This window comes from Cupriavidus sp. C2SS-8b, from assembly GCF_057073745.1.
This window is the reverse complement of record NZ_CP172717.1, coordinates 1621558-1646275: the sequence shown is the minus strand read 5'-3', so window position 1 is coordinate 1646275 and position 24718 is coordinate 1621558. Positions and strand designations below refer to the sequence as shown.

Annotated in this window: 26 protein-coding genes; 13 read left to right on the top strand and 13 right to left on the bottom strand. The window is 65.7% G+C overall.

Annotation, left to right across the window (positions count from 1 at the left end):
- Positions 1–152: 152 nt before the first annotated feature.
- From ACIGJB_RS24510 to ACIGJB_RS24460, 11 genes are all read left to right on the top strand, one after another.
- The gene (locus tag ACIGJB_RS24510) at positions 153–1085 is read left to right on the top strand and encodes an ornithine cyclodeaminase family protein (RefSeq protein ID WP_483732578.1); all 933 of its coding nucleotides are present in this window, start codon (positions 153–155) and stop codon (positions 1083–1085) included.
- Positions 1086–1262: 177 nt separating this feature from the next.
- Positions 1263–1994 (top strand): iron-containing redox enzyme family protein, encoded by a 732-nt coding sequence (locus ACIGJB_RS24505; RefSeq protein WP_483732577.1) that lies wholly within the window; start codon positions 1263–1265, stop codon positions 1992–1994.
- A 26-nt stretch (positions 1995–2020) separates the two neighbouring features.
- Positions 2021–3466: an aldehyde dehydrogenase family protein gene (locus ACIGJB_RS24500; RefSeq protein ID WP_483732576.1), complete on the top strand. Its 1446-nt coding sequence runs from the start codon at positions 2021–2023 to the stop codon at positions 3464–3466.
- A gap of 24 nt (positions 3467–3490) precedes the next feature.
- Positions 3491–3970, top strand: a complete 480-nt coding sequence (locus ACIGJB_RS24495) for a GlcG/HbpS family heme-binding protein (RefSeq protein ID WP_483732575.1) — start codon at positions 3491–3493, stop codon at positions 3968–3970.
- A gap of 59 nt (positions 3971–4029) precedes the next feature.
- Complete coding sequence (locus ACIGJB_RS24490) at positions 4030–5028, top strand: 2Fe-2S iron-sulfur cluster-binding protein (protein ID WP_483732574.1); 999 nt, start codon at positions 4030–4032, stop codon at positions 5026–5028.
- Between the two features lie 76 nt (positions 5029–5104).
- On the top strand, positions 5105–5827 hold the full coding sequence (locus tag ACIGJB_RS24485) for a GntR family transcriptional regulator (protein ID WP_483732573.1): 723 nt from the start codon (positions 5105–5107) through the stop codon (positions 5825–5827).
- A 277-nt stretch (positions 5828–6104) separates the two neighbouring features.
- Complete coding sequence (locus ACIGJB_RS24480; protein ID WP_483732572.1) at positions 6105–6281, top strand: hypothetical protein; 177 nt, start codon at positions 6105–6107, stop codon at positions 6279–6281.
- Between the two features lie 368 nt (positions 6282–6649).
- Entirely contained in the window at positions 6650–7492 is an 843-nt protein-coding gene (locus tag ACIGJB_RS24475; protein ID WP_483732571.1) for an amidase family protein, read from the top strand.
- Positions 7450–7776 (top strand): amidase family protein, encoded by a 327-nt coding sequence (locus tag ACIGJB_RS24470; RefSeq protein ID WP_483732570.1) that lies wholly within the window; start codon positions 7450–7452, stop codon positions 7774–7776. The genes ACIGJB_RS24475 and ACIGJB_RS24470 overlap by 43 nt, the downstream gene beginning before the upstream one ends.
- Before the next feature lie 27 nt (positions 7777–7803).
- Entirely contained in the window at positions 7804–8085 is a 282-nt protein-coding gene (locus ACIGJB_RS24465) for a hypothetical protein (RefSeq protein WP_483732569.1), read from the top strand.
- 218 nt (positions 8086–8303) lie between these two features.
- Positions 8304–8543: a hypothetical protein gene (locus tag ACIGJB_RS24460; RefSeq protein ID WP_483732568.1), complete on the top strand. Its 240-nt coding sequence runs from the start codon at positions 8304–8306 to the stop codon at positions 8541–8543.
- Between the two features lie 36 nt (positions 8544–8579).
- Here ACIGJB_RS24460 and ACIGJB_RS24455 read toward each other — a convergent pair whose 3' ends face one another.
- The 3 genes from ACIGJB_RS24455 to xsc all read right to left on the bottom strand — a co-directional run bounded on the left by ACIGJB_RS24455 (position 8580) and on the right by xsc (position 12369).
- Positions 8580–9350, bottom strand: a complete 771-nt coding sequence (locus tag ACIGJB_RS24455; protein ID WP_483732567.1) for a TSUP family transporter — start codon at positions 9348–9350, stop codon at positions 8580–8582.
- Positions 9347–10384 carry a phosphate acetyltransferase gene (gene pta, locus ACIGJB_RS24450; RefSeq protein ID WP_483732566.1) on the bottom strand — a complete coding sequence of 346 codons (1038 nt, stop codon included), beginning with the start codon at positions 10382–10384 and terminating at the stop codon, positions 9347–9349. Before pta ends, ACIGJB_RS24455 begins: the two co-directional genes overlap by 4 nt.
- Positions 10385–10602: 218 nt before the next feature.
- Entirely contained in the window at positions 10603–12369 is a 1767-nt protein-coding gene (gene xsc, locus ACIGJB_RS24445; protein WP_483734654.1) for a sulfoacetaldehyde acetyltransferase, read from the bottom strand.
- A gap of 366 nt (positions 12370–12735) precedes the next feature.
- On the opposite strand from xsc, the gene ACIGJB_RS24440 reads away from it, so the two are divergent.
- Positions 12736–13269 (top strand): MarR family winged helix-turn-helix transcriptional regulator, encoded by a 534-nt coding sequence (locus tag ACIGJB_RS24440; protein ID WP_483732565.1) that lies wholly within the window; start codon positions 12736–12738, stop codon positions 13267–13269.
- A gap of 73 nt (positions 13270–13342) precedes the next feature.
- Here ACIGJB_RS24440 and ACIGJB_RS24435 read toward each other — a convergent pair whose 3' ends face one another.
- From ACIGJB_RS24435 to ACIGJB_RS24390, 10 genes are all read right to left on the bottom strand, one after another.
- Positions 13343–13867 (bottom strand): aromatic-ring-hydroxylating dioxygenase subunit beta, encoded by a 525-nt coding sequence (locus ACIGJB_RS24435; RefSeq protein WP_483732564.1) that lies wholly within the window; start codon positions 13865–13867, stop codon positions 13343–13345.
- A 3-nt stretch (positions 13868–13870) separates the two neighbouring features.
- Positions 13871–15160, bottom strand: coding sequence for a Rieske 2Fe-2S domain-containing protein (locus ACIGJB_RS24430; protein WP_483732563.1), 1290 nt, complete (start codon positions 15158–15160; stop codon positions 13871–13873).
- Between the two features lie 12 nt (positions 15161–15172).
- Positions 15173–16465, bottom strand: coding sequence for an NAD(P)/FAD-dependent oxidoreductase (locus ACIGJB_RS24425; protein WP_483732562.1), 1293 nt, complete (start codon positions 16463–16465; stop codon positions 15173–15175).
- Positions 16466–16476: 11 nt separating this feature from the next.
- Positions 16477–16782: a non-heme iron oxygenase ferredoxin subunit gene (locus ACIGJB_RS24420; protein WP_211950792.1), complete on the bottom strand. Its 306-nt coding sequence runs from the start codon at positions 16780–16782 to the stop codon at positions 16477–16479.
- Positions 16783–16861: 79 nt separating this feature from the next.
- Complete coding sequence (locus tag ACIGJB_RS24415; RefSeq protein WP_483732561.1) at positions 16862–17911, bottom strand: branched-chain amino acid ABC transporter permease; 1050 nt, start codon at positions 17909–17911, stop codon at positions 16862–16864.
- A complete protein-coding gene (locus tag ACIGJB_RS24410) occupies positions 17911–18795 on the bottom strand; it encodes a branched-chain amino acid ABC transporter permease (protein WP_483732560.1) in 885 nt (294 codons plus the stop codon). Before ACIGJB_RS24410 ends, ACIGJB_RS24415 begins: the two co-directional genes overlap by 1 nt.
- A gap of 12 nt (positions 18796–18807) precedes the next feature.
- On the bottom strand, positions 18808–19551 hold the full coding sequence (locus ACIGJB_RS24405; RefSeq protein ID WP_483732559.1) for an ABC transporter ATP-binding protein: 744 nt from the start codon (positions 19549–19551) through the stop codon (positions 18808–18810).
- On the bottom strand, positions 19548–20339 hold the full coding sequence (locus ACIGJB_RS24400; RefSeq protein ID WP_483732558.1) for an ABC transporter ATP-binding protein: 792 nt from the start codon (positions 20337–20339) through the stop codon (positions 19548–19550). The genes ACIGJB_RS24405 and ACIGJB_RS24400 overlap by 4 nt, the downstream gene beginning before the upstream one ends.
- Positions 20340–20347: 8 nt before the next feature.
- On the bottom strand, positions 20348–21565 hold the full coding sequence (locus tag ACIGJB_RS24395) for an ABC transporter substrate-binding protein (protein ID WP_483732557.1): 1218 nt from the start codon (positions 21563–21565) through the stop codon (positions 20348–20350).
- A 162-nt stretch (positions 21566–21727) separates the two neighbouring features.
- Positions 21728–23332: an MFS transporter gene (locus tag ACIGJB_RS24390; RefSeq protein WP_483732556.1), complete on the bottom strand. Its 1605-nt coding sequence runs from the start codon at positions 23330–23332 to the stop codon at positions 21728–21730.
- A 393-nt stretch (positions 23333–23725) separates the two neighbouring features.
- Between ACIGJB_RS24390 and ACIGJB_RS24385 the strand changes: the two genes are divergently transcribed.
- Positions 23726–24688, top strand: a complete 963-nt coding sequence (locus ACIGJB_RS24385) for an amidohydrolase family protein (RefSeq protein ID WP_483732555.1) — start codon at positions 23726–23728, stop codon at positions 24686–24688.
- Positions 24689–24718 lie beyond the last annotated feature (30 nt).

Here is a 24718-nt window from a genome sequence, read left to right as displayed (position 1 = left end):
GGTTTGCCGCAACACGGCTCAATATGTAGACTGTATACCGTTTGCGGCGACACAGCGGAACTCACCATGTCTTCCAGCATGAGACGTGCCTGGAGCGCCGAACCGGCGGTCCGCGCTTCCGACAATTTCCCCAACCCACCAGCGGAGTTTCCATGCAGCACATCACAGACGCGATGATCGACGCCCATGTCAGCCCCGAAGACGCCCGGCAGGTTATGGAAGCGGCCTTCGCCAGCTTCGGCCGGGGCGATGCGGCGATGCAGGAGCGCATCCGCACCGAGGCGGGCGGCGTCAAGCTGTCCACGCTGGGCGCGGTGATCCCGCAGCAGGGCGTGGCCGGCGCCAAGGTCTACACCACCATCAATGGCCAGTTCTCGTTCGTCATCCTGATCTTCTCGACCGAGGATGGCCGGCCGCTGGCCTCGTTCGACGCCGGCGCCATCACGCGCCTGCGCACGGCCGCGTGCACCACGCTCGCCGCGCAACGGCTTGCGCGGCCCGGCGCGCGCACGCTGGCGCTGTTCGGTGCCGGTACGCAGGGCATGCAGCACGCGCGCCAGCTCAGCGGGACGCTGGGGCTGGAACGCATCCTGGTGTCGGACCCACATGCCGATACCGGCATGCCCGCGCGGCTGGCGGAACTGTGTGGCATCCCAGTCGCGCTGACCGAGCCGGATGCCGCCGTGGCGCAGGCCGACATCGTCGTCACCGCCTCGCGCGCGACCACGCCGCTATTTGGAGGCGCTTCGCTGCGGCCGGGGGCGTTCGTCGCCGCGATCGGGTCCAGCCTGCCGCATACACGAGAGCTGGACGACACCGCGCTGCGCCGCGCCGCCGCAGTGGTGGTCGAGTGGCGCCCGCAGTCCACGCGCGAGGCTGGCGACATCGTGCTGGCCGATCCCCACGCACTGCCGGCCGAAAAGATCATCGAACTGGGCGATGTCGTGCTCGGCAAGGTGTCGGCGCGGCAGCGGGACGACGACATCGTCATCTACAAGTCGGTCGGTGTCGGCCTGGAAGACGTGGCGCTGGCGGGCTATGCGTGGTCGCGCATCGCTGGCGCAGCGGGGCTTCGCGCCGCCTGAGATCGCTTCAAGGGCCCTTGCGCCGGGTAAACCCCGGCGTGATTCGTCAACGAAGCACTTGCCGCTCGCATCTATCTGTATATAGTATACAAACATGCCGATGTGATCGATTCCCTAGCGATCCAGGCATCGTCACCCACCGAATCGCCTTGCATCCGCCAACCAGGAGCCCCCGTCATGGCCGAACTGATGAACCGCGAAGTATTCCGAGCCGCCCTTGAAGAAGCCATCAAAGGCAAGAGTGCCAACAAGGCGCCGTTCAGCGTGGCCTGGGCCAGCGGCAAGCTGAGCCGCGCCCACCTCGCACGCTGGGCCGAGAACCACTATCACTACGTCGGTCCGTTCGCGGATTACCTGGGCTACATCTATGCCCGCACGCCGGACCGCTACACCGAGGCCAAGGACTTCCTGCTCGCCAATATGTACGAGGAGGAGATCGGCGGCGACCGCCATACCGACCTGCTGATCCGCTTTGCCGAAGCCTGCGGCACCACGCGCGAGCGCGTGATCGATCCGGACAACATGTCGCCGACCACGCGCGGCCTGCAGGCCTGGTGCTACGCGGTGGCCATGCGCGAAGACCCGATCGTGGCAGTGGCCGGGCTGGTGGTCGGACTCGAATCGCAGGTGCCGTCGATCTACCGCAAGCAGACCCCGACGCTGCGCGAGAAATACCAGTTCACCGACGAGGAGGTCGAGTTCTTCGACCTGCATATCGTCTCGGACGAGATTCACGGCGAGCGCGGCTACCAAATCGTGCTCGAGCACGCCAACACGCCCGAGCTGCAGCAGCGCTGCCTGAAGATCTGCGAGATCGGCGCGCAGATGCGCTTGCTGTACACGACGGCGCTCTACCACGACTACGTCGCGCAAGAGCTGCCGTTGCCCGAACTCGAGATGGCTGCCTGAGCCGCGCCGCGCAAACCGGACCGACGATGAACGTATTCCTCAACCATATCGACGGTGAATGGACGGCCTGCCAGTCGGGCCGGACCTTCGACAACGTCAACCCGGCCGACACCGGCGATCTCGTGGGCCGCTTCCAGGCATCGTCGGCGGTGGACGCGCAGGCGGCCGTCGCTGCCGCTGCCGCGGCCTTCAGCGGCTGGAAGAAGACCCCAGTCGGCAAGCGTGCCGCGATCCTCAACCGCGCCGCCGACCATCTCGAAGCCAACGCCGACAGCATCGCCGCCGAGCTGACCCGCGAGGAGGGCAAGGCCCTGGCGCTGGCGCGCGACGAAGTCCTGCGCTCGGCCCAGACGCTGCGCTTCTACGCCGTGGAAGGGCAGACCTTCACCGGCGAAGTGTTCCCCAACGACGACCCGGACCAGCTCGTCTACAGCCAACGCGAGCCGCTCGGCGTGGTGACGGTGATCGCGCCGTGGAATTTCCCGGTGTCGATCCCGGCCCGCAAGATTGCCCCGGCACTCGTGACCGGCAATACGGTGGTGTTCAAGCCGTCGTCCGAGGCGCCGCTGTCGGGCTACCGGCTGGCCGAGGCGCTGATCAATGCGGGCCTGCCCAAGGGCGTGCTGAACTTCATCACCGGCAGCGCGGCCGAGATCGGCGCGGCCATCACCGAAGCGCAGCCCGTGCGCGCGATTTCGTTCACTGGCTCGTCGCGCGCCGGCGAGCAGATCCATCGCGCGGTGCCGCTGACGACCCGCACGCAGATGGAGCTGGGCGGCAAGAACCCGCTGATCGTGATGGACGATGCCGACCTCGACCGCGCGGTAGACCTGACCATCAAGGGCGGCTTCTCGCTGTCCGGTCAGGCATGCACCGGCACCAGCCGCGTGCTGGTGGCGGAGTCCGTCAAGGCCGCGTACACCGAGCGGCTGCTGGCCAAGGTGGCAACCCTGAAAGTCGGCAGCGGCATGACGGCCGGCATGGACCTGGGCCCGCTCGCTTCGCAGAAGCAGCTCGAAAGCGTGCTGCGCTACATCGAGATCGGCAAGTCCGAGGCGACCTTGCTGTGCGGCGGCGAACGGCTGACCGGCGGCGACTTTGACCGGGGCTTCTATGTCGCGCCGACCGTGTTCACGGACGTGACGCAGTCGATGCGGATCGCGCGCGAGGAAATCTTCGGACCGGTGATCGCCATCCTCGGCTTCAGCGACTACGCCGATGCCATCGCCAAGGCGAACGACACCGAGTACGGGCTGGCGGCGGCCATCGTCACCAGCAACCCGCGCACGATCCACCACTTCGCCAGCGATATCGAGGCCGGCACGGTCAAGGTCAACCGCACTACCACGGGCAACCTCGTCAACGCGCCGTTCGGCGGCCTCAAGCGTTCGAGCACGTCGACGTTCCGCGAGTCGGGCCGCACCGGGCTGGAGTTCTATACGCAGGTCAAGACGGTCTATCGGGGCGCCTGAGCCCGCCGTCGCAAGGAGACAGACATGAAGAAAGCCATCAAGCTGGAACTGCGCGAAGCGCGCCACATGGTCGCCGCGGCTATCCGCCGTTCCGGGGAAATCGGCGTGCTGGAGTCGATCTGCGTGGTCGACGAGGGCGGCTATCCGCTCGTGCTGGAGCGCATGGACGGCGCCCGCATCACTGGGCCGCAAATCGCCTGGAACAAGGCCTTCACGGCCGCGGGCCACAAGCGCTCCACCCATCTGTTCACCACGCCGCCCAACGGGCCGGCGCTGCCGGGCAACGAGGCGTTCGGCATCCAGTGGAGCTTCGAGGGCAAGTTCGCCGCCTTCGTGGGCGGCTTTCCGATCGTGGTCAATGACGAGGTGATCGGCGGCATCGGACTGTCCGGCGGCAATGGCGAGCAGGACACGCAGGCCGGCGTCGCGGCGCTGCAGGCGCTGGCCGAACTGCTGGCGCCACAGGACCTGAGGGTGCTGGTGCAGGCCGATATCAAGAAGTAAGCGCAAGAAGTCAGCGCATCCCGGCGCCAAGCCATCCATCATCCTTGCGCGGAGGTTCCATGTCGCACCGCATCCAGATCGCCGAGACGCAGCAGGTCTTCTTTGTCGACCGCGGCGAGACGCTGCTGCAGGCCGCCGGGCGTGCGAGCATTGCCCTGCCGCACGACTGCCAGCTCGGCGGATGCGGCACCTGCCGCATCCGCCTGCTCGACGGGCAGGTGCGGTATGACGAGGAACCGTTCGGCCTGGCGCCGGACGAGGCGGCCGCGGGCTACGCGCTGGCCTGCCAGGCGCAGCCGCTGGGCGACCTCGTCATCAGCACCGCGCGTGAAGAGGACGCCTGTGCCGAGCCGGCGCGGCACCGGGCGGTGGTGCGCGGCGTGCGGCCGTTGTCGGCGGACGTGCTGCATGTCGAGCTCGAATTGCCGGAGGCCGGCGCGCTCGACTATCGCCCGGGCCAGTACCTGAAGCTGGTCGCCCGCGACGGGCTCGCGCGCAGCTTCTCGATGGCGTCGGTGCCAAGCGCGGGGCGGGTCGACCTGCATGTGCGCCGCATCCCGGGTGGCGCCTTCACCGATGGCGTCCTGCCGCGGCTGCAGGCGGGGGACGGCGTCGAGGTCGAATTGCCGCTCGGCTCCTTCTTCTACCGACCCCGGGATTACCGGCCCTTGCTGATGGTGGCCACCGGCACCGGCCTGGCGCCGATCAAGGCGATCCTCGAATCGCTGATGGACGATCCCGACTGCCCGCCGGTATCGCTGTACTGGGGCATGCGCCAGCCGGACGACCTGTACCTGCACGCCGACATCCCGGCCTGGGGTGAGCGGCTGTACGACTTCAAGTACGTGCCGGTGCTGTCCCGCGCCGGCGATGGCTGGCAGGGGCGGCGCGGCTACGTGCACGACGCGGCGCTGGCCGACCTCGGCGATCTCAGCGAGCACGCTGTCTACCTGTGTGGATCGCCGAACATGATCCGTGACGCCCGCGCCGCATTCGTCGCGCACGGCGCCAGTCCGAACCACCTCTACTCGGACAGTTTCACGTTCCAGCGCGATTGATAAGACATGGCGGTATACAGCCGGGGGCCTGGTATACAATGGCGGCCACACCGTCCGCTTCCGCATCCGCCAACCCATGGCCAATACATCGCCCACTGCCTCGACTGCTCCGACTACCGAGCCGCTCAGCCTCGGTGCCAGCCATTCGCCGCTGTTCGCGCTTGTCACCGACAAGCTGCGTGAGGGCATCCTGAACGGCCAGTACGCGCCGGGCGAGCGGCTGGTGGAGAACCGGCTGTCGGCCGAACTGGGCGTGTCGCGCATTCCGGTGCGCGAGGCCTTGCGTGCCCTGGCCAGCGAAGGCCTGGTGCTGATCGAGCCGCGCCGCGGCGCGTCGGTGGCGAGCCTGTCGCCGGTGATCGCGCGCGAGATGGTGGAAGTCCGTGCCACGCTGGAAGGCCTCAACGCCAAGCTGGCCGCGCAGCGCCGCGACCCGGCGCTGATCGCCGAGCTGGAGGCGGTGTTACGCAACGGCATGGACGCCGCCGCGCAGGGCCGCACGGATGAGCTGCTCGCGCTCAACAGCCGTTTCCACGAAGTGCTTGGCACCATCGCCGCCAACAGCGTGCTGCAGGAAATGATGCGCTCGCTGCGCGAACGCACCGCCGTGCTGTTCGGGCCGGCGAACGTGGTGCGCGCGCGCCAGAACTGGGACGAGCATGCCCAGATCCTGCAGGCTGTGATCGCGGGGGATGCCGATCTCGCCGCCTTGCTCGCGGCGCGCCACGTCCATAGTGCCGCCAAGGCGGCCGAACTGCCGGTCGAAGGGCAGGGCGGGGCGCAAAGCCAGGCCGCCTGAGGCGGCCCTTCCGGCGGCGGCCAGGGCCGCTCGCCGCCTTCCGCGACACGCGTCCCATCCGCATGCGGTCCGGAGTGTCCGCATTTGCGGCCAGCGTAACGGGTCCATGAGCGACCCGTTGATACGACTATATTGAATTCAGCCTTTGTGTCCTGATGGATGTCCCATAGTCCGGGTGCCTTTGCATGCCCGGTAACAGTGCATTGCGCACCCTGTCATGGCGCACTGCACCAATTGTATGTATACTGTAGTCAGTTTGGTTCAATTGGGATTTACCATGAAGTCGCCCGAGCAACGCTATCTTTCGCAACCCGTCGGCCAGCAATTGCTGCGTTACTACGCGGCGCGCGACGCGGTCCGGCATGCGACACCGCTGGTGCCTTTGCACCTTCGTGATATCGGCCGTTTCTTCCGTGCGCTGGTTGGGCACTCACCTCGTCGCAATCACTGCTGACCTGGCCATCCGAGCTTGACTGGCTGCGGCGATCTTTCGTGGCAGCCAATAACCTCCCTGGCAGGTGTTCTTCCTGCCGACCTGTTCCCTTCAAACATCTCTTTCTTGCCGACGACGCGACACGGCTGTGTCAGGGCCAGGCCATAATGGTCTTGCTGTTCTCGCAAAACTGAATATAGTATACCGAAACAAATCGCAGTCCCTCCGTAGTCTCTCCCAACGCCCCCACCGTGCCTTGCCCGCACGGATAACGACACAGGAGTCGACGTGAACCTGCCCGAGCGGAACTCTGCCGGCCCTGCGCCGTTGTGGAAGATGGCGCAATGGCTGGCCGCCGGGGACGTCTCGGCGGTGGAACTGGTGGACGCTTGCGAGACCGCCTGGCGCGCGTGGCATGGGACCATCAACGCGCTGGTGCTGTCGGATTCGACGCTGCCCGAGCCGCCGCGCAGGAAAGCGACCGACGCCGCCGCACCGGCGAGGCGCGCGGCATGCTCGACGGCATCCCGTTTTCGATCAAGGAATCGTTCGACGTTGCCGGCTGGCCCACCACCTGCGGCAATCCGGCTTTGCGCGGCCATGTGGCACAGCGTGATGCCGTGGTCGTGCAGCGCCTGCGCGACGCCGGCGCCGTCCTGCTAGGCAAGACCAACGTCCCGCTCGGCCTGCGCGACTGGCAAAGCTACAACGACATCTACGGCACCACGCGCAACCCGCACGACCCCTCGCGCACGCCGGGCGGCTCGTCGGGCGGGAGTGCGGCGGCGGTGTGCGCCGGGTTGTCGGCCTTCGATGTAGGGTCGGATATCGGCTCCTCGCTGCGCAATCCGGCCCATTACTGCGGGATCTTCTCCCTCAAGCCCAGCCATGGGCTGGTGCCGCTGGATGGCCACGGCACGGGCCCGGCGCGCTTCGGCGAGCAGGACATCAACGTGGCCGGCCCGCTGGCCCGCAGCGCGCATGACCTCGAACCCGTGTTGCGCGCCATCGCCGGCCCGCACGGCGACCTGGCGTCGGCATACCGGCTTGAACTGCCCGCGTGTCCACACCGCCGGCTGGCCGATTTCCGCGGCAGGGCGTGTTCGCGGGCATCGGCGCGACCCCATCTCCGAGTCCTTTCCCAACGGGTTTCGCGGCCGCGTGGCGCCGATTCTTCACCGACCATGACGTGCTGCTGTGCCCGGCGGCGACAACGACCGCGTTCGCGCTAAATGAAGCGGGCGAACCATGGACCCGCACGCTCACCGTCAACGGCCATGCGCAGCCCATGACCACGCAGCTGTTCTGGGCCGGTCATTCGGGGTTGTGCGGACTGCCTTCCGCCGTCGCGCCGATCGGACCGGGCCAGAGCGGCTTGCCGGTCGGCGTGCAGATCGTCGCCGGCCGCTACCAGGATCTCACCGCCTTGCGTTTCGCGGCCCTGCTCGAAGAAGCGGGCTACGTTTTCCGGCCTCCGCCGCAGCCCTCCATGTTGCTGGCGAACCCCCAACACTAAAGCAGACCTACACCACAGGGAGCGATCATGTTTGACTGGTTCCGCGATTTGTCGCGCATGGAGCGCAAGGGCTTCTATGGCGCTTTCCTTGGGCATGCGGTCGACGTGTTCGACTTCATGATCTTCGATGCCGCCGAACTGTGGCACGCCTATGTGACGCTGCTGCGCGCGACCACCGCGGTCCACATGGTGCTGTTCCTCGGCTTCCCGCTCGGGATCCTGATGCTTTACCTGCGCCGCAATCTCGAGGAGCCCGAGGTCTTCCTGAAGACCCGCGCCGCGGGCCGGCAGGTCGTCACGGCCAGGTAGGAACTGGTGCCGAACACCGACAGGCCGCGCTCGGTCTTGAGGAAGGGCATCGACGTGTTCGACACCGGGATCACCATGTAGACCAGCGCGGCCACGAAGGCCCCCGCCGCGAACACGATGTAGGTCAGCCGCCGGCCCCAGCGGTCGGTGGCATAGGCGCCCGCCACATAGCCGATCAGGGACCCGACGATCGCGATATCCGTGCGACGGGTTACGGCGTGTCGTACAACGCCGGCCGCGTGATCGGGTCGTTGTTCCCGCTGTCGGTGGGGTGGCTCAGTTCAGGACGCACTTCGTTGCCGATCGCGATCGCGATTGTCGCCGGTGTCGGCTACGCGATGGTGGTGGTCGCTGCGATGCTGCTGCCTGAAACCACCGGCATGGATCTCGGGCAGGCGGGCGGCGGCGAGGAACCCGAGGCGGCGCCGCTGGCGCAACCTGCGGGGAGCGCGGTCTGAAGCCGTGCGCGAGAGAGCGCTGGTGCGCGGCGGTCCTCAGCCAAACTGGCTGACGAGCGCCGGCACCATCAGGCTCGCACCAATCCCCATCAGCACGCCGAACGCGATGCGCCGCGTGGTGGTGGCGGAGAACGGCGGCGGAAAGCGGCGTCCCAGCAGCGTGGCGAGCACCACCACCGGTACGCCGATGGCGGCCTGCAGCCATACCTGTGCGTCCAGCTGGCCCTGCCAGGCCGAGAAGAGGGTGCGCACGCTGGAGGTCACGGTAAAGACCAGGATCAGCGCGCAGCGGATCTCCACCGGCTTCATGGGCTGGCGGTAGAACTGGAAAATCAGTGGCGGGCCGGACACGCCGAACATGCCGCTCAACAAGCCGCCGAAGATGCCACTGACAAGAAAACTGCCGTCGCCCGAGCGCCGCGCAAGCGGCTCGGGCCGCAGCGCCGAGCTCAGGCCACCATACAGGATGACCGCACCCAGCAGGATCTGGAGCAGCGTGGCCGCGGTGCTGCTCAGGTAGTCGAGCAGCATTACGCCCGCGACCACCGAGGGAAGGATACCGATGGCTGCGGCAAAGACCGCGCGCCCGTCGATATGCTGCATCTTGCCGGGCAGCGCGCAGGCGCTGTTGGCCAGCGTCACCAGGCTCACCACGGCCGCGACCGTGGCCACAGGGGCCAGGCCCAGTCCGCTCGTGGCGCCCATCACGATCATGCCCAGGCCAAAGCCTGTCACGGTCTGGAAATACGTTCCCGCGCCAAGCAGCGCCTGCAGGCCCAGCACGGGTATCAACAATTCCGGCTTCATGCTGCGGCCTGCTCTCCGGAACTTGCCTGCTGCGCCGAAGCGGCCTGCGCCTGCACGACGGTGACGGCGATCACATGGAAAACGTCTTCCTCGTCGCATCCCCGCGACAGGTCATTGGCGGGCTTCTTGAGTCCCTGCAGCATCGGCCCGATGGCCTTGGCGCCGCCGAGCCGCTCTGCGAGCTTGTAGCCGATATTGCCGGCTTCAAGATTGGGGAAGACGAGCACATTGGCGTGGCCGCCCACTTGCGAGTGCGGAATCTTGCGCTCGGCAATTTCCGCGACGATCGCGGCGTCGAGTTGGACATCGCCATCGATGGCCAGGCCCGGGCGTTGCGCGCGCACGCGCTCCGTGGCTGCTACCACCTTGTCGACCGCCGCATGTTTTGCGCTGCCACACGTGGAGAACGACAGCATTGCCACGCGCGGCTCTTCATGCAGCAGCGAACGCGCGCTGTCGGCCGCGGCCATGGCGATCTCCGACAGTTCCTCGGCATCGGGGTTCACCACGAGCCCGCAGTCGGAGAAGATGAGTCCGCCCTTGAGCGCGTGGAACGGCTCGCACAGCATCATCAGGAAGAAGCTCGACACCAGCCGGAAGCCGGGTGCCAGGCCGATCAGCTGGATCGCCTGGCGCACCACGTCGGCGGTAGTGTGAACCGCGCCGGCCACCGAACCATCGGCATGGCCTTGCCGCACCATCAGGTTGGCGAAGCACAGCGGGTCGAGCACGGCCTGCCGCGCCTGGTCCAGCGTCATGCCTTTCTTCTGGCGCATGGCGTAGAGCGCCTGCGCGAAGGAGGGCGCCAGTGCCGAGGTCGCCGGGTCGACGATGCTCATCCCATCCAGCGCGATGCCTTGCGCGTGTGCGGCGACGGCGATTCGCTCGGCGCTGCCCACCAATAGGATCTGCGCGATGCCCTCGCGCATCGCGCGCGCCGCCGCCTGCAGGATGCGCGGGTCTTCTGCCTCGCACAGGACGATGCGGCGGGGCGCGGCGCGGGCGCGATCGATGATGCGGAGGATCGGTTTCATGGCGGGATGGCTCGGTATGAGTGAAAAAAGGGCCAGCGCTTTACGCTATGCCCTTGGTGTTCTCCCCTCTCCCGCTTGCGGGAGAGGGGCCGGGGGAGAGGGAAGGCCGTCGTTATGCCGGGGCACACGACTTCGCGGAAACTCCCGCCCTCTCCCCAACCCTCTCCCGCAAGCGAAAGAGGGGGCACCCGATCGCTAGCGAAAGGGCGCAGCTTCGATCAGACGTAGTCCTTGTACTTGTCCAGGTAGCGCACCGGCTTGGCCAGCGCATCGCGGCGGAACGGGTCGCCGAGTTCACGCGTGCACAGGACTTCGATGATCGTGGTCTTGCCATGATTCATCTGCAGGTCGATGGCGCGCTTTAGAGCCGGCCCGACGTCTTCCAGACGATCCACGACGATGCCTTCAGCGCCCATTGCCTTGCCGATTTCCGCAAAGCTCTGGTTGTCCAACTCGCCCGCGACGAAGCGGCGGTTGTAGAAGTCCACCTGGTTCTTCTTCTCCGCGCCCCACTGGCGGTTGTGGAAGACCACCGCCGTCACCGGGATGTTGTGGCGCACGCAAGTCATGGTTTCCATCAGGCTCATGCCCCAAGCGCCGTCACCAGCGTACGAGACCGCCGGGCGATGCGGCGCGGCAACCTTGGCGCCGATGATGGTCGGGAACGCGTAGCCGCAGTTGCCCCAGCTCATCGCCGCGAAGAAGCTGCGCGGCTTCTCGAAGCGCAGGTAGCTGTTGGCCACCGAGTTGATGTTGCCGATGTCGGTGGACACCATCACGTCTTCCGGCATGGCCTTTTCCAGCTCGCGCAGGACCTGGCGCGGGTGCAGGTAGGTGCCGCCGTTGAAGGTGCGCTCGTTCTTCTGCTCTTCGATCATGTCCAGGCTGTACGGGTCGCGCTCGTGCGTCCACTCGTCCAGTTCCTTTTCCCATGCGGCCTTCTCGCTGGCGATTTCCGTGGCGCGGGCGTCGCGGCTGCTGTCGCAGGCGAGCGTGCGGCCGGCCAGGCGCTGCGACAGCGCGATGGCGGCAGCCTTGGCGTCGCCGCAGATGCCCACCGAGATCTTCTTCACCAGGCCCAGCATCTTGTGGTCGGCGTCGATCTGGATGATCTTGGCGTTCTTCGGCCAGTAGTCCATGCCGTGCTGCGGCAGCGTGCCGAACGGTCCCAGGCGCGAGCCCAGCGCGATCACCACGTCGGCGCGCGAGATCAGCTTCATCGCCGCCTTCGAGCCCTGGTAGCCCAGCGGGCCGCACCACAGCGGGTGGCTGGCGGGGAAGGAGTCGTTGTGCAGGTAGCTGTTGACCACCGGCGCGCCCAGGCGCTCGGCCAGTGCCTTGCATTCCTCGATGGCATCGGCCATCACCACGCCGCCGCCCGAGATGATCACCGGGAACTTGGCCTTGGCCAGCAGTTCTGCCGCTTCGTTCAGGCTCTGCTCGCCGCCGGGGCCGCGATCGAGGTTCTGCGGCTTCGGAATCTCGGCGGTGATCTTGCCGTAGAAGTGGTCGCGCGGAATGTTCAGCTGCGTCGGGCCCATTTCGGCCTTGGCGCGGTCAAAGCAGCGCGCCGTGAACTCGGCCATGCGGGCCGGGTTGGTGACGTGGCCCTGGTACTTGGTGAACTCCTGGAACATCGGCAGCTGGTTGGCCTCCTGGAAGCCGCCCAGGCCAATGCCCATGGTGCCGGCTTCGGGCGTGACGATCACGACCGGGCTGTGCGCCCAGTAGGCAGCGGCAATCGACGTCACACAGTTCGAGATGCCAGGACCATTCTGGCCGATCACGACACCATGGCGACCCGATACCCGGGCAAAACCGTCGGCCATGTGGCCGGCGCCCTGTTCATGCACCACCGGAATCAGGCGGATGCCGGCCGGCGCGAAGATGTCCATGGCATCCATGAAGGCGGAGCCCATGATGCCGAACATGTCGGTAACGCCATTGGCCACCATGGTTTCCACGAACGCTTCGGACGGCGTCATGGTCTGAGGGCCGGCCGGCACCTGGGTCTCGGTGGCCGAGCCACCAGAAACTGCGGGGTGCGAGGTCGTGTCGAGGTCGCGCATGGGTGTCTCCTGTGTGACGTAATAAAGTGGAACTATTCGTTCCGGAAAATTGTTGTTGGGGGAAATGTAGGCGCTAGATCGTCCTTGGTCAATAGAAAGTTTTATTTTTTGGAATGGATGAAACAAAAAAACGAGACAAATTCACAGTAAAGTGACTTATGGGCATCAAAAAGTTGGAGCTGACAAAGCTGGGACGTTGCGGCAACCCGGTTGTCTGGACAAAGCCCGTCCGCGCTCGGCCTTCCTATATACTTTCAGTGTGCTAACAAACTGGTGAGTGAAATGGCTCCAAGAACAAAGCGCGGTGCAGCCGTGGATGACAGTGCGGCTGTGACGGCGATCGGGGCAGAGAGTGACCCTGCCAAGGACCTGTTATGGGCGCGGCCGGGGTTCCTGGTGCGGCGACTGCATCAGATCCACGTCGCGATGTTCTTCGAGGAATGCAAGTCGCCCAATATCACGCCGGTGCAGTACGCGATCCTGACGGTGTTGTCGGTGTTGCCCGGACTGGACCAGACCTCGCTGGGCCAGGAGGTTGGGCTGGACCGCACGACCACGGCGGACGTGGTGCGGCGGCTGGAGGAGCGCGGTCTCGTCGAGCGCCGCGACAATCCGGCGGATCGCCGCACGCGCCATGTCTACCTGACCAAGGAGGGCAAGAGCGTGGTGACGTCCCTGCGCGCCGATATGGCGCGCGCGCAGGAGCGCATGCTGGCACCGCTGAAGCCGGCGCAGCGGGAAGTGTTCATGGAACTGCTGGCCACGCTGGTGGAGGCGAACAATCAGTACAGCCGTACAGTTTTGCGCAGCATGTAGGACGGCGACGGCGAAGGCAGCGGTAAAACGACAAGGCGGGCGCTAGGCCCGCCTTGTATTTTCGAGAGATGCCTCAGACCGGATAGACCAGATCGTTCGCGATGATGGTGGTGTCGTAGATTACCTGGCGTTCACGCAGCAACAGCCCGCTTGCCGAGCGCTGGAAGCGATCATGGTAGGTGCCAGCCATATGCATCGTGGTCGGACCCTCCACAAGCGTCTGCAACAGCAGGAAATTGGCCTGCGCGATGATGTCGCCATCCGAGGTTTCTTCGGTCACGCGGGTATTGGTCACCAGATGCAAGTTGTAGCGCGGCGCGAACATCTGCGTATTGGCAATGGCGGCGGCGCGGTCGCGCATCATGCCGATGCCCTCGGCATACACGAGCCCCACGGGCAGGTTCAGTTCGGCATTTTCGCGCGCGGTGATGCGGTAGAGCGCATCGTCGGTGAAGAACCGCGGCCACTGCTCGACCAGCCCGGCGTCGAGCACCGCGCAGTATTCCGCATGGAAGGTCTCGATCTCCAGGCGCAGTTCGATGGCGCGCGCGGTGCCCAGCGTGCTTTCGCGATAGACGGCGTAGTGCATCGGTTTCATCGTTCAGAACCCCATCACGCTGCGGTAGTACTGGTACATGGCGCGGATCGCCGATTCCGAGATCAGCGAGTTCGACGTGCCCACGTGGTTGGCATCGAGCTTGAGCACATTGACGTCGGTGGTCGAGCGGCGCACGCCTTCCTGCACGAACTTCATGGCCTCGTTGTCTTCCAGCCCCAGGAAGCCGGCGGGCCCCATCAGGTTGCCCTGGCGCAGGCGGTGCTGGGTCATTTCCTCGGTGTCGTCCTCGTAGCCGAACATGGTCCACAGCATCAGCATGCTGTCGGGGCCGTTGGGGACGATGTGGCGCACGCCCAGCGTATTCATCTCGCGCTGCACGATCAGGTTCGGCCAGATGGTCTGCATGGTGACCGACCACGGTGAATCGAATTCCTTCACGTACTCCAGGAAGCGCTCGTCCTCCAGGCGCATGCCTTCGTGGTACGAGCGCATTTCCTTCTTGTTCTCGTCGCTGACGGCGGCGTACTTGTCTTCCTTCTTGGCCGATGCCATGGTGCCGTGGCGGCCGTGCACGGGGTCGGCGATCATGGCCGAATCATTGCCCGCCACCAGCAGGCCGAACACCACCAGGAACGAATGCAGCAGCGTGGCGTGGTACGGGTCCTTCAGGTTCTCGTGGTACATCTTCCAGTTGCACGGCAGCTCGTTCTTGTAATACCCGAGCACCTTGAGCGGCTTGCCGTTGAAGACCACGTCGAAGTCCTTGAGGATCTCCGGCGTCATGTATGCCTCCAGGCTTTCCATGTCGTCCGCGTACGAGGCAAAGATCGCGCCGTTGCGCGTGGCCACGTTCAGCTTCACCAGCCCGTGGTCTTCATTGCGGAAGTCCTTCGGCATGCCGCCCGCGCGATTCACGCCGCGCTTGAACGGCACGCCCTGCAGGTTGCCCTTGAGGTCATAGGACCACTGGTGATAGGGGCAGACGAATTCCTTGGTGTTGCCCTGGCTGTGCCGGCAGAACTCCGCGCCGCGATGGGCGCAGCGATTCTCGAAGACGTTGATCGAACCATCTTCCGCGCGCGACACCACCACGGGCGTGGCGCCGACGTAGGAGCGCTTGAAGTCGCCGGCGTTCGGGATCTCCGCTTCCAGCGCCACGTAGTTCCATGAGCGGCCGCGGAAGATCTTGTCGAGTTCCAGGTCGTAGACCGGCTGGCTTGTGTAGACCCAGTCCGGGATGAAGTGCAGGCCGTCCTCGGGCCAGCGGCAGTCGGCAAGGCCGGTGTCCTTGCGTCCCAGCTTGTGCTGGATCACCGCTTGTGTCTGGTACATGGGGTGTTCCTTTCAGTGTGAGGTGAGGCTGGCGGTGCGGCCCGATGCGTCCGCCTGCACGTCGCGCACGAGCTGGCGCAGCGGCAGGGCGGCGTCGCACAGACGGCCCAGGTGTTCTTCGACGGGTACGCCGAACAGCGCGCGCAACTGGCGCAAGTCTCCGCCCGCGTTGATGGCGATCGCGTGGCGCAGATGACCGTCCAGCGTGCCGAGCAGCATGAACTTCGGGCTGGCCGCGTCGCTGGGCGGCCGCTCGCGCCACGCATAGCGGATGCCGGCATGCGCGGCGCCGATCATCTGCACATTGCAGCCGAACTGGTCAGTCCAGAACCACGGCGTGGCGGCAGGCGCGGCCTGCAGGCCGAGCATCGACGTGGCGGCAATGCGGGCCTGTTCGTTGGCGGACTGCCAGGATTCCATGCGCATCTCGGTGCCGAACAATGGCTGGAACTGGCTCGCACAATCGCCGGCGGCGTAGATGTTCGGCGCGCTGGTGCGGCCTTGCTCGTCGATCCGGATACCGCCATTGCCCGGGTGCAGCGACAGTCCGGCGTTGACGGCAAGGTCGGTATTCGGCGTCAGGCCAATGGCCACGACGAGCACCGGCACATGCCAGGTGGTGCCATCGGCCAGCCGTACCCGCACGCCTTGCGGCTGCGGCTCGATTGTCGCGATCTGGCAGCCAAGCCTGAGGTCCACGCCGCGTGCGCGGATGCGCTGCGCCAGCCAGTCCCCAAGCTCCGGCGGAGCGGCGCGGCCCAGCAACCGGTCGGCGCTTTCCAGCACCGTGACCTTGAGGCCCAGGTCCACCGCGGTCGACGCCGTTTCCAGTCCGAGAAAGCCGCCGCCGATCACCAGGATTTCGTCGGCGCGCTGCATGGCCTCGCGCAGGGCGGCCGCGTCGTCCAGCGTGCGCAGGTAGTGCACACCGGGCGTGCCGGGCGGTAGCGCCGGCAGCGTGCGCGCGCTGCCGCCGGTGGCGAGCAGGCAGGTGCCGAAGCGGATCTCGCTGCCATCCGCGCAGGCGGCGACGCTGCGCGCGGGGTCGATCGCGGTCACCGTGGTGTCGAGACGCAGGTCGATATCGCGTTCGGCGTAGAAGCTCGCGGGATGCACGCCAATCTGGCCTTGCTGGCTGGCATCGGCCAGCACCGCCTTGGACAGCGGCGGCCGTTCATACGGCGCGTGCCGTTCGCCGCCGACCATGACGATGCGCTCCGCGTGCCCGAGCTTGCGCAGCTCGGCCGCGGCCATCGCCCCGGCCTGCCCGGCACCGACGATCAGGATGGACGCTTGCGGGGACATGCGCGCGTCCGTCACAGCTCGACCCAGACCCGGCTGTCTTCGAACTTGACCGGGTAGGTGCGAATGTCGGTGGCGGCCGGCGCGCACATGGCCTTGCCGGTGCGGATGTCGAAGCGGGCCTGATGCAGCGGGCATTCGATGCAGCCGTCTTCCAGGTAGCCGTCGGACAGCAGGGCGTACTGGTGCGTGCAGACGTTGTCGGTGACGAAGTATTCGTCGTCGCTGCGAAAGACGGCCAACTGGCGCTCGCCCAGCGTGAGCGGCATCACTTCGTCGTTCTGCAGCGTGCCGGCGTCGTTGATCTCAATCCATGCCATGAAACTCTCCGTTGCTGATCTGTCAGTACACTGACTATAACGATCAGTGTACTGATGTTGTTTGCACGAACTATCCTCGTTAACCCTGTCCGGAACCGGCGGCACCGGGCCGTGCCGCACTGGACACCGCGGCGACGGGCCGCGATACAGGGCGAACGCGCCAGCGCGCCTCGATCTCGCCCATGACGCCGCGCCGGAACGTGAGTACGCAGACCACGAAGATCAGCCCGGTGACCATGCTGACGGACTCGCCCAGCGCGTCGAACCAGGAGATGCCCGTCAGCGCCGCCAGGGCCGTGCCGGCATCGCCGAGCTTGTTCTCCAGCACGACGATGACGAGTGCACCCAGGATCGGTCCGGACAGCGTTCCCATGCCGCCCACCAGCGTCATCAGGATCACCGAGCCCGACATCATCCAGTGCACATCGGTCAGCGTGGCAAAGCCGAGCACCAGCGTCTTGAGCGCGCCCGCCAGCCCCGCAAGGGCGGAGGAGAGCACGAAGGCCAGCAGCTTGAAGCGGTCCGCGTCATAGCCGAGCGAGACCGCGCGCGGCTCGTTCTCCTTGATGGCACGCAGGATCTGTCCGAACGGCGAATGGACGATGCGCATGATGCCGAGGAACGCCGCCGCGGTGATGGCCAGCACCAGGTAGTACATGGTCATGTCGGATTCGAGCGAGACCACGCCGAACAGGCTGCCGCGCGGCACCGCCTGCAAGCCATCTTCGCCGCCGGTGACGGGCGCCTGCAGGCAGAAGAAGTAGAACATCTGCGCCAGCGCCAGCGTGATCATGGCGAAGTAGATGCCCTGCCTGCGGATCGCCAGCGCACCGAACGCCAGGCCCAGCAGCGCGCCGAACGCCGAGCCGAACAGCAGGCCGATTTCCGGCGTGACGTGGAGCGCCTTCATCGCATAGCCGCACGCATAGGCCGCGCCGCCGAAGAACGCGGCATGGCCGAACGAAAGCAGGCCGGTGAAGCCGAGCAGCAGGTTGAAGGCGCAGGCGAACAGCGCGAAGCAAAGCAGCTTCATCACCAGCACCGGATAGGCACCCAGGAACGGGGCCACCGCCAGGACCGCCAGCAGCAGCCCGTAAGCGAACGTAGCGCGGTTGTCGCGTGCCGTCATTATGCTTCCTTTCCAAAGAGACCGGCCGGGCGCACCAGCAGCACGCAGACCATGGCCACGAACACGACCGTGGCCGAGGCCTCGGGGTAGACCACCTTGGTCATGCCCTCGAACACGCCGAGGCCCAGGCCGGTGAAGATCGATCCGAGGATCGAGCCCATGCCGCCGATCACCACCACCGCGAACACCGTGATGATCAGGTTCTGGCCCATCAGCGGCGACACCTGCATCACCGGCGCCGCGAGCACGCCCGCCAGTGCCGCCAGGCCCACGCCGAACGCGTAGGTCAGCGTGACCAGCAGCGGCACGTTGATGCCGAACGCTTCGACGATGCGCGGGTTCTCGGTGCCGGCCCGAAGGTAGGCGCCAAGCCGGGTCTTCTCGATCACGTACCACGTGGCAAAGCAGACCCCCAGCGAAGCCACCACCACCCAGGCGCGATAGTTCGGCAGCACCATGAAGCCGAGCCCTGTCACGCCGGTGAGCGCTTCCGGCGTCGGATAGGGCAGGCCCGAAACCCCGTAGGCCGATCGCAGCAGGCCTTCCAGCAGCAGGCAGATGCCCAGCGTCAGCAGCAGCCCGTAGAGATGGTCGAAGCGGTACAGGTGGCGCAGCATGGTGCGTTCGAGCACCACGCCGATAGCGCCGGTCACAAGCGGCGCCAGCAGCAGCATCAGCCAGTAGTTGAGGCCCAGGTAGTTCAGGCCCATCCAGGCCAGCACCGCGCCAAGCATGAACAGCGCACCGTGGGCAAAGTTGATCACGTTGAGCAGGCCGAAGATCACGGCCAGCCCGAGACTCAGGATCGCGTAGAACGATCCGTTCACCAGCCCCAGCAGCAGCTGGCTGAGCAGCGCCGGCAGGGGTACTCCGAACAATTCCATTGGAAACTCTCCTTACACGCCGAGCAGTGCGTTAAGCGTCGGCATCTTGCATTCCAGTTCCGATGACTCGAATGCCTCGACGATGGTGCCGTGCTCCATCACGTAGAAGCGGTCGGCCAGCGGTGCGGCGAAGCGGAAGTTCTGCTCCACCATGACGACGGTGTAGCCGCGCCGGCGCAGCATCGTGATCATCTTCGCGAGCTTCTGCACGATCACCGGCGCCAGTCCTTCCGAGATCTCGTCGAGCAGCAGCACGCTGGCGCCGGTGCGCAGGATGCGCGCGACCGCCAGCATCTGCTGTTCCCCGCCCGACATGCGCGTGCCCGGGCTCTTGCGGCGTTCGAGCAGGTTGGGGAACATCTCGTAGATCTCGGCGACTGACATCGGCTCGCGCAGGCCCACCGCGCCGGGTGCGCGTGCGAACTCTGGCGGCAGCAGCAGGTTCTCCTCGCATGACAGACTCGAGAAGATCGCCCGCTCCTCCGGGCAATAGCCAAGTCCGAGCGGCGCGATGCGGTGCGTCTTCATGGCGATGGTTTCCTGGCCATGCACGCGCACCGAGCCCTTGCGCTGGCCCACCAGGCCCATGATCGCGCGCAGCGTGGTGGTGCGCCCGGCGCCGTTGCGGCCGAGCAGCGTGACGACCTCGCCGGGGTTCACCGTGAGGTTCACGCCGTGCAGGATGTGCGATTCGCCATACCACGCGTGCAGGTCGCGGATTTCCAGTGCGGGGGTAACGGTAACGGCCTGGGTCATGCGGCCTCCGCGCGGACGTGGAGGTCCGCGGCCTCGTCTGTGGTTCCCATATAGGCTTCCTTCACTTGCGGATCGTTCGAGACTTCGTCGTAGCTGCCTTCGGCCAGGATCGCGCCGCGCTGGAGCACGGTGATGCGGTCGACGATCGAGGACACCACGCTCATGTTGTGCTCGACCATCAGCACGGTACGTCCGGCGGACACACGCTTGATCAGCGCGGTCACCGTCTCCACGTCTTCATGGCCCATGCCTTGCGTGGGCTCGTCCAGCAGCATCAGCTCCGGGTCCATGGCAAGCGTGGTGGCGATCTCCAAGGCGCGCTTGCGGCCATAGGCGAGCTCGGCGGTCGGCAGGTGCGAGAAGCTCGCCAGCCCGACCGCATCGAGCAGTTCCATGGCGCGGCCATCCAGCTTCGACAGCGACTGCTTGCCGCGCCAGAAGTGGTAGGCCGTGCCCAGCTTGCGCTGCAGCGCCACGCGCACGTTTTCCAGCACGCTCAGTTGTGGAAACACCGCCGAGATCTGGAATGAACGAATCACACCCTTGCGTGCGATGTGCGCGGGCCGCAGCGCGGTGATGTCGGCGCCGTTGAAGTGGATGGAGCCCGACGACGGCGCATGGAACTTGGTCAGCAGGTTGAAGCACGTGGTCTTGCCCGCGCCGTTCGGGCCGATCAGCGCATGGATCGACCCGCGGCGCACGCGCAGGCTGACATCGTTCACGGCGGTGAAGCCCTTGAAGCTCTTGGTCAGGCCGTGGGTCTGCAGGATGATGTCAGCATCGGACATGGGCACGCTCACTTCTTCACCAGCGGGCATTCGCTGGCCGACAGCGGACGGAACGCCTCGTCGCCGGGGATCGTGCCGAGGTACTTCACCAGGTCCCACGGGCCTTTCGATTCGGCCGGCGTCTTGGCCTGGGCCAGGTACATGTCATGCACCATCCGGCCGTCGGCACGCACCTTGCCGTTGTGCACGAAGGCGTCATTGACGGGCAGGGTGCGCATCTTGTCGGCCACGGCGGGGCCATCGACGGTCTTGGCCGCTTCGACCGCCTTCAGGTAGTGCAGCACGCCGGAGTAGACGCCGATCTGGCCGTGCGTCGGGTAGGCCTTGTGGCGCTTGTAGTAGCGCGCGACGAAGTCCTTCGACTTGTCGTCCAGGTCCAGTCGGAACGGATCGACGTAGGTCAGGCCCTGCGCGGTGTTCAGGCCCAGGCTCTTGATGTCGGTGATGAAGGTGGACGGCGTGATCACGGTCTGCCCGGCCTTGACCAGGCCGAACTCGCCGGCGGCTTTCACGCCGTTGATCATGTCGTTGCCCGCATTGGCCAGCACTACGACCTTGGCCTTCGACGCCGACGCGGCAACCACCGGGCTGCTGAAGTCGCTGGCGTTGAGCGGATGCTTGGTGCTGCCCACGTTCTTGCCGCCGCTGACGTCAACGGCCTTGCGGAAGTCCGCTTCCAGCGACTGGCCGAAGGCATAGTCGACGGTGATGTAGTACCAGCTGTTGCGGCCCTGGTCGATCATGCGCTTGACCAGCGGATACGACACCGAGTACGTATCCCATGCCCAGTGGAAGCCCGTGGGCGAGCAGTTCTGGTTGGTCAGCGCCATCGCGCCGCCGGTCGAGACGATGTCGATCTTCTGCTTCTGCCGGGCGACTTCCTGCACGGCCAGCGCCGTCGACGAGTTGGGGAAGTCGATCACCATGTCGACGCCGTCCGTGTCGAACCAGCGGCGCGCCAGCGAGGATGCGATATCCGCCTTGTTCTGGTGGTCCGCCGACAGCACCGTGACGGGCTTGCCGAGCGCCTTGCCGCCGAACTCTTCCACGGCCATCTGCGCGGCAAGCACCGAGCCCTTGCCGGAAAGATCGGCATACGAGCCGGACATATCGGTGATGACACCGATCTTCACGCCATTGGCGTCCGCCCAGGCGGGGGCGGCAGCAGCAAGGCCCAGCAGGGCCGACGACAGGGCAAGCGTGCGGAGAGTGCGAGGTTTGGACATGGGGGCTCCCGGTTGTCTTCGTGGATAGTGAACAGGGTTGCGATGGTTGTGGCTTGCGGTGCACCGGCGTCATCGCCGTGCCGGGGCACTCGTGAACTCAGTATGCTGAGGATGGGGTGAGAAAGAGGGCGGATCGTCCGCCCATTGCCATGTTTGTGCGGCTCAGACCGACAGGTCGCGTCCGCGCGTCTCGGGCACGAACAGCATGCCGATCACGAAGGCGGCGCCGGCAATGATCACCGGGTACCAGAGCCCGTAGTAGATGTCGCCGCTCGACACGTTCATCGCGGTGACGACGAAGGACAGCATGCCGCCGACCCAGCCGGCGCCCAGGTGGAAGGGCAACGACAGCGAGGTGTAGCGCACGCGTGCCGGGAACAGTTCCACCATGAACGCCGCCATTGGCCCGTACACCATGGCCAGGAACAGGATCGGAACGAGCAGCAGCAGGAAAAGCATCGGCATGTTGATGCGCGCTGGATCGGCGCGCTCCGGCCAGCCCGCCGTGACCAGCGCGCGCTTGATGGCGTTGCGATCGAAGCCCTGCAGCGTCTGTGTGCCGATGTGGACCTGGGCCTGCGCCGAATCCGCGGCCGGCACGAAGGTGTAGCCCACGCCAAGGTCGGTCAGGTAGCCGCGGATCTTGTCGCAGTCGGACACCGGGTCGCCGAACAGCCGGGCCTTGCAGTTGCCCGCCGTCACCTGAATGGTGCCTTGCTGCTGGAAATGCTCGAGTGCCGGGTTGGCATAGTGGGTCAGGCCCTTGAAGATGGGCTGGATCGTGACGGCGGCCAGCAGGCATGCCGCCATCATGATGTACTTGCGGCCGATGCGGTCCGACAGCCAGCCGAAGAACAGGTAGCAAGGCGTGGCCACCACCAGCGCGATGGCAATCAGCATGTGCACGGTTTCGATCGGCACGTGCAGCGTCTTGTTGACGAAGAACATCGTGTAGAAATGACCCGTGCCGAAGATCGCGCCGAGGCCCGCGGCCACGGCGAACAGCAGCAGCACGGACTTCAGGTTATGCCATTGCGTGAAGCTCTCGCGGATCGGCGCTTTCGACGTTGCGTTGCTGGCCTTCATGCGCGCGAACACCGGCGACTCATGCAGCTTGCCGCGGATGTACACCGAGATCACCAGCATCACGAACGACACGATGAACGGAATGCGCCAGCCCCATGCGCGGAATTCAGCCTCCGTCAGGAAGGTCTTGAGCAGGTACACGACCAGCAGCGACGACAGCAGCCCCAGGGTCGCCGTGGTCTGCAGCGAGCTGGTGTACAGGCCGCGCTTGTGTACCGGCGAATGCTCGGCCACATACGTCACCGCGCCGCCGACTTCGCCGCCCAGCGCCAGCCCTTGCAGCAGGCGCAGAAGCACCAGCAGCACGGTGGCGGCAATGCCGATCTGCTCGTACGTGGGCAGCACGCCGACGCCGACAGTGGCGATGCCCATCAGCAGGATGGTGACCAGGAAGGTGTACTTGCGGCCGATGATGTCGCCGAGCCGCCCGAACAGCAGCGCGCCGACAGGACGGATCAGGAAACCCGCGCCGAACGTCGCCAGGCTCGCAAGGAAGGCGGCGGTTTCATTGCCCTTGGGAAAGAACAGCGCGCCGAAATACACGGCCAGCGCAGCGTAGATATAAAAGTCGTACCACTCCATCAACGCGCCGAACGAGGAGGCAAGGATGACCTTGCGCTCCTCCCTGGTCATGCCGGAAGCGGAGGCGCGCGCTTCATCGCGGGTCAGGCTCATAGTCATGGCGGGGGTCCTATGGTGAAGCCAGTTGTCTCATTTGTCTTTATTCTTCCCGGTCGTCGCAGGCGCATGCCTGCTTCCGGTGCATCAGTCAGTATGCTGATGAGATGCGCAGTGTGCTGAGCAAAATGCGGGCCAGGCCACAGAAGCCGTAATGCCTGCAATGCCTTGTTTTAAGAAGCTGGTTAATATTGTCAGCATACTGAGCATGTGGGGCAGTGTACTGAGCGTGTTGGGTCATCGTTATAGGTGTTAACCCTCCGGAATCGCTGTCTGGACTTTTGCCATTCCGCTGACTAGAATCCGCAATTAGTCAGTGTACTGATCAATCGGCGGAAGACCTCTGCTTGGGCCGTTGATGGTGCGCTGCAACCCGTCATCAGGAGCCCCCACAGCATGACAAGAGTGAAGAAGATCGCCCTGGAAGAGCATTTCATGACGCCAGGGTTCCAGGCCTATTCCAAGGCATTTACGCAATATATCGACCCGGCGGTATTCGCCGACCTGGGCCGCCGGCTTGCCGACTTCGACGATCTCCGTCTCGCGGAGATGGACCGCGCGGGCATCGATATCACGGTGCTGTCGCAGACCGGTCCTGGTGTGCAGGGCGAAGCCAATCCCGAACTTGCCGTGGCGCGCGCGCAGCAGAGCAATGACTTCCTGGCCGAACAGATCGCGCGTCATCCGACGCGCTTTGCCGGCTTTGCCGCGCTGCCCATGCACGATCCCGAACAGGCGGGCAGGGAACTGGAGCGTGCGGTGCGCGAACTGGGCTTCAAGGGCTCGCTCGTCAATGGCCACACGCACGGCCGCTATTACGACGATCCCGCGTATGACGCGTTCTGGGAACGGATGCAAGCGCTCGACGTGCCGTTGTACCTGCACCCGACCGATGCCTATGTGAAGCCACAGGTGCTGGCCGGTCATCCGGAACTCGATGGCGCGGCGTGGGGCTGGGGCGTGGAAACGGCCTCGCATGCGCTGCGCCTGCTGTTCGGCGGCGTGTTCGACCGCTTCCCGCGGCTGAAGATCATCCTCGGCCATATGGGCGAAGGCCTGCCGTTCCAGCGCTGGCGCTTCGACAGCCGCTTCGCGGTGTACTCGCACGGGGTACGTCTTGCGCGCGCACCGTCGGAGTACATCGGCACCAATATCGTGATCACCACGTCCGGCGTGTGCTCGCACGGCGCGCTGTCCGGTGCCATCGCCGAAATGGGGCCGGAAGCCGTGATGTTCTCCGTCGACTATCCATACGAATCGACCGAGGTCGCCGCGAAGTTTATCGAGGAAGCGCCGCTCGACGACGCAATGCTCGCGCTGGTCTGCCACGGCAACGCCCAACGCCTTCTCAAGCTGTAACCGCTGTCACCGCTGACACCGCACTACGCA